This is a genomic window from Streptomyces sp. ISL-87 (assembly GCF_018614095.1).
GTDB lineage: Bacteria > Actinomycetota > Actinomycetes > Streptomycetales > Streptomycetaceae > Streptomyces.
On the sequence record NZ_JAGGOY010000130.1, the window covers coordinates 1 to 3994 of the forward strand.

A 3994-nucleotide genomic window follows, 5' to 3' on the forward strand; every position below is an offset into this window, starting at 1 on the left:
CCACCGCCGGCACCACCGACGCCGGACTCATCGACCCCCTCACCCCCATCGCCGACCTCTGCGACCACCACGGCGCCGACCTCCACATCGACGCCGCATACGGCGGCCTCCTCGCCCTCAGCCCCCGCCACCGCCACAAACTCGCCGGCCTCCACCGCGCCCGGTCGATCACCCTCGACCTCCACAAACTCGGCTGGCAACCCATCGCCGCAGGCCTCCTCGCCGTCCCCGACACCGCCCTACTGGCCCCGCTCGCCCACCAAGCCGACTACCTCAACGCCACCGACGACACCGAAGCCGGCCTCCCCGACCTCCTCGGCCGCTCCCTGCGCACCACCCGCCGCGCCGACGCCCTCAAAATCGCCACCACCCTGCGCGCCCTCGGCCGCGACGGCCTCGCCCAGCTCATCGACCACACCTGCGCCACCGCCCACCACCTCGCCGAACTCCTCGACGCCCACCCCCGCTTCGAACTCCACTCGGCCCCCACCATCAGCACCGTGCTCTTCCGGCCCACCCCCGCCGACGACACCCACATCGCCGCCCTGCGCCGCACCCTCCTCCACCACGGCACCGCCGTACTCGGCCGCGCCACCGCCGACGGCCGCCTCTGGCTCAAAGCCACCCTCCTCAACCCCCACACCACAGCGCGGGACCTGGACACCCTCGTCACCCTCCTGGAAGGCAGCACCCACCGATGACCTCCCAGCTCGATGCACCCCACGACCTCGTCGGAATCGGCATCGGCCCCTTCAACCTGTCCCTCGCAGCCCTCGCCCACGGACTGCCCCACCAAGGAGCAGGCGAACTCGCCACCGCCTTCTACGACCAACGCCGCGACTTCCGCTGGCACCCAGGACTCCTCATCGAAGGAGCCACCCTCCAAGTCCCCTTCATCGCCGACCTCGTCACCCTCGCCGACCCCGCCAGCCCCTGGAGCTTCCTCAGCTACCTCAAGCACAAAGAACGGCTCTTCCCCTTCTACTTCGCCGAGCAGTTCCACATCCACCGCGCCGAATACGACGCCTACTGCCGCTGGGTCGCCGGCCGCCTCCCCGGACTCCACTTCGGCCACCAAGTCGACGCCGTCCGCTGGAACCCCGAAGCCGACCTCTTCGAAGTCGACTACACCCAACTCGACTCCGACGGCGAAGCCGAAGCCCTCGGCCGCACCTACACCCGCCACCTCGCCCTCGGCATCGGCACCGCCCCCCACATCCCCGAACCCCTGCGCCCCCTCGCCGACGCCCCCACCGTCCCCGTCATCCACTCCGCCGACTACCTCGACAACCGCGAGCGGATCCTCGGCGCCGACCACGTCACCATCATCGGATCAGGCCAGTCAGGCGCCGAAGTCTTCCTCGACCTGCTCCGCGCCCGCCCCGCCGGCCGCGAACGCCTCACCTGGCTCGCCCGCACCCCCTCCTTCGCCCCCATGGAGTACTCCAAACTCGGCCTCGAACACTTCACCCCCGACTACAGCCGCTACTTCCACGCACTCGCCGCCATCCACGAAGAGCTCTACCGCCGCACCCTCCACGGCGGCTGGCCCGACACCGTCCTCACCCCCGGAGTCAGCGTCCGCACCGCCGGCCGCATCGCCACCACCAAAGTCGAACTCCACCTCGAACACATCGAGCAAGGCACCCGCTCCCGCCTCACCACCGACGCCGTCATCCTCGCCACCGGCTACAAGGAGCGACCGCTCAGCCGACTCCTCGCCGGCCTCGACCCCTACCTGCGCAAAGACTCCTCGGGCCGCCCCCGCATCGACGACCGCTACCGGATGATCCTCGACCCCGCCGTCACCGGCAGCATCTTCGTCCAGAACGGCGAACGCCACAGCCACGGCGTCGGCGCCCCCGACCTCGGCCTCGCCGCCTGGCGCAGCGCCGCCATCCTCAACACCCTCACCGGCAAAGAGCCCTACCCCCAGCCCCAGCGCACCGCCTTCACCACCTTCGGCCTCGAACAGCGGGAGCACACCCGCCCCCAACCCGCAGGCGAACTGCTCCCGCTGATCGAGCACCCCTAAGAAGAAACGTTTAGAAGACCGGCACCCCGGCCCGCGTCAACCGCCAGTCCACCGACGCGAACCCAGCCGGATCAACCGTCCCCTTCGCCTTCACCCACGAAATGATCGTGTTCCGGATCTCATCCGAATTCGCCCACAACTGCCTGGCCTGCGGCACATGCGGGAAATTCCCCCCACCCGAAGCCCGATAGTTGTTCACCGCGAACACGAACCGCGCCGCCGGATCCACCGCCTTCCCCTCGAAGGACAACCCCGAGATCCGGGACCCCACCGGCTGCGCGATGTCGATGTCGTACGACACGCCGTACACAGCGTCATAGTTGTAGTCCGGAACACTCTCGGAGTTCGTCAACTTCGCCGGGTCCACCACATCACCCGGCGCAGTCCGCACGAAGTACCTGGCCGAATACTCCAGATAATCCTTAAGCTGCGCACCAGTCAGCAGCCGCGCCTCCAGAGTGTTCTCGAACGGATACAGCCCCGCCGCATCCTTGATCGTCACCTGCCCCGCCGGAATCGCCGCCGTCCGCGAGAAACACGACGCCTGCGACAACACCGGCAGCGCCGCCCACTCCGTACCCGCCATCGCGGCCTTCACCGTCTCCGCCTGAACATGGTTGATCAGATCGATGATCGGCACATCCTTCACCGGCCCGTCCGCCGAGGACATCGCCTGCGTCGACGTACCGATCACCTGGTTGACGTACGCCACGACCTTGCGGTGCTCATCCGACAGCAGCCCCGTGATCTTCGGGTCCTCCACAGCCGTATTCGAGTTCAGCACCTTCGCCGACACCTTCGACACCGACCAGCAGCCCTTCGACCACGTCAGCTCGAAGTCGAACAGCGTCAGGCGCTGCCCCCACTTCAACGGCTCCGACAACACCACGTCCTTGCCGGTCGCCTTGTTCCTCACCCGGTACTCCGGGATCTCCGTGTGCGCGTGCCCCACCAGAATCGCGTCGATCCCCGGCACCTGCTCCGCCACCAGAGCCGCCGCATTCTCGATGTACGGCAACTGATCCCCGTACGACGAAGTACCACTCGAACCCGAATGCGCCGACACGATCACCACATCCGCGCCCATCGACCGGAGCTTCGGCACATACTTCGCCGCCTGCTCCTCAAGACCCGGGAACGTCATCTTCCCCTGAACATTCGCCTTGTCCCAGAGCGCGATCCCCGGATTCGTCAGCCCCAGCACCGCCACCTTCACATCAGGCCCGTGCGGAGTCCGCACCCGGTGCATGCTGTACGGCGCGAACGCCGGCCGCAACGTCTTCGCGTCCAGCGCATTCGCCCCCAGCAACGGGAAATCGCACTGCTCCTCGAACTTCCGCAGCACCGGAATACCGTAATTGAACTCGTGGTTCCCGAGCGCCGCCGCGTCATAGCCGATCGCATTCATCGCCTGCGCCATCGGGTGCACCGGACCACGACGCGCGGTGATCGGATCCACCTTCGCGTAGTAGTACGACAGCTGCGTGCCCTGGATCGTGTCACCGGCGTCGATCAGCAGCGTATTGCGCCGCCCCTTCTCCGCCCGCACCTCATTCACCAGCGTCGAGATCTTCGCCAGACCGACGTCGTTGTGCGCCTTGTCGTCGAACTCCTTGTCCGTGAAGTAGTCCCAGTTGAAGACATTCCCGTGCAGATCGGTCGTACCCATCACCGTGAACGAGTACGTCCGCGGCCCCGGCCCCCTGGACTCAGGTGACTCGGACTGCGCGGCGGCCGGGGTGCTCGTGGCCCCCGTCAACGCCACTGCCGCACCCGTCGCAGCCGTGGTGCCCAGAAAAGTCCTACGGTCGAACGCCATGCCATCTCCCCTTTTGAGGCGTGAACAACGCGCGTAGATTCTGACCCACGGGTAACAAGCCGCAACACCCCCAGCAGGTTTCGATCCGATGACTGAGGGCCCCCCGGCCGCAGCGACGTCGGCGACACGGCGGCGCGGCG

The 3994-nt window shown here is 67.5% G+C and carries 3 protein-coding genes; 2 read left to right on the plus strand and 1 reads right to left on the minus strand.

Annotated features, from left to right (window positions below):
* Together J7I97_RS35450 and J7I97_RS35455 are read left to right on the plus strand one after the other, a co-directional pair.
* On the plus strand, positions 1–701 hold a 701-nt coding region (locus J7I97_RS35450; RefSeq protein ID WP_251059481.1), incomplete at its 5' end, for a pyridoxal-dependent decarboxylase.
* Positions 698–2035 (plus strand): lysine N(6)-hydroxylase/L-ornithine N(5)-oxygenase family protein, encoded by a 1338-nt coding sequence (locus J7I97_RS35455; protein ID WP_214943913.1) that lies wholly within the window; start codon positions 698–700, stop codon positions 2033–2035. The genes J7I97_RS35450 and J7I97_RS35455, both read left to right, overlap by 4 nt.
* 10 nt (positions 2036–2045) lie before the next feature.
* On the opposite strand, the gene J7I97_RS35460 is transcribed toward J7I97_RS35455, so the two are convergent.
* On the minus strand, positions 2046–3854 hold the full coding sequence (locus J7I97_RS35460) for a bifunctional UDP-sugar hydrolase/5'-nucleotidase (protein WP_214943915.1): 1809 nt from the start codon (positions 3852–3854) through the stop codon (positions 2046–2048).
* Between the last annotated feature and the right edge of the window lie 140 nt (positions 3855–3994).

What these genes read in the sequence shown, in the direction of transcription:
- J7I97_RS35455 (WP_214943913.1), top strand. Translation starts at nt 698, where the DNA reads ATGACCTCCCAGCTCGATGCACCCCACGACCTCGTCGGAATCGGCATC.
- J7I97_RS35460 (WP_214943915.1), bottom strand. Translation starts at nt 3,854, where the DNA reads ATGGCGTTCGACCGTAGGACTTTTCTGGGCACCACGGCTGCGACGGGT.